The sequence below is a fragment of the Achromobacter sp. SIMBA_011 genome, from assembly GCF_046535435.1.
GTDB classification, from domain to species: Bacteria; Pseudomonadota; Gammaproteobacteria; order Burkholderiales; family Burkholderiaceae_B; genus Achromobacter; species Achromobacter dolens.
In genome coordinates this window covers 1-272 of sequence record NZ_JAWRWN010000450.1, presented here as the reverse complement: position 1 = coordinate 272, position 272 = coordinate 1, and the positions used below count along the sequence as shown (strand labels likewise).

At 55.1% G+C, this 272-nt stretch carries 1 pseudogene; it reads left to right on the top strand.

What is annotated here, in order from left to right:
* Positions 1–27: 27 nt before the first annotated feature.
* Positions 28–272: pseudogene (locus SB816_RS31670) on the top strand (nitrile hydratase subunit beta); the annotation flags it as partial.

The window sequence follows — 272 nt, the reverse complement described above, 5'->3', positions numbered from 1 at the left end:
CTTCATTCACCTTCCGGAGTATTCAATATGGATGGCTTCCACGATCTCGGCGGTTTCCAGGGCTTTGGCAAAGTGCCCCATCGCATCAACACCCTGAGCTACAAGCAGGTATTCAAGCAGGACTGGGAACACCTGGCCTACAGCCTGATGTTCATCGGCGCCGATCACTTGAAGAAGTTCAGCGTCGACGAAATACGTCACGCCGTCGAACGCATCGATGTGCGCCAGCATGTCGGCACCGAGTACTACGAGCGTTATGTGATCGCCACCGC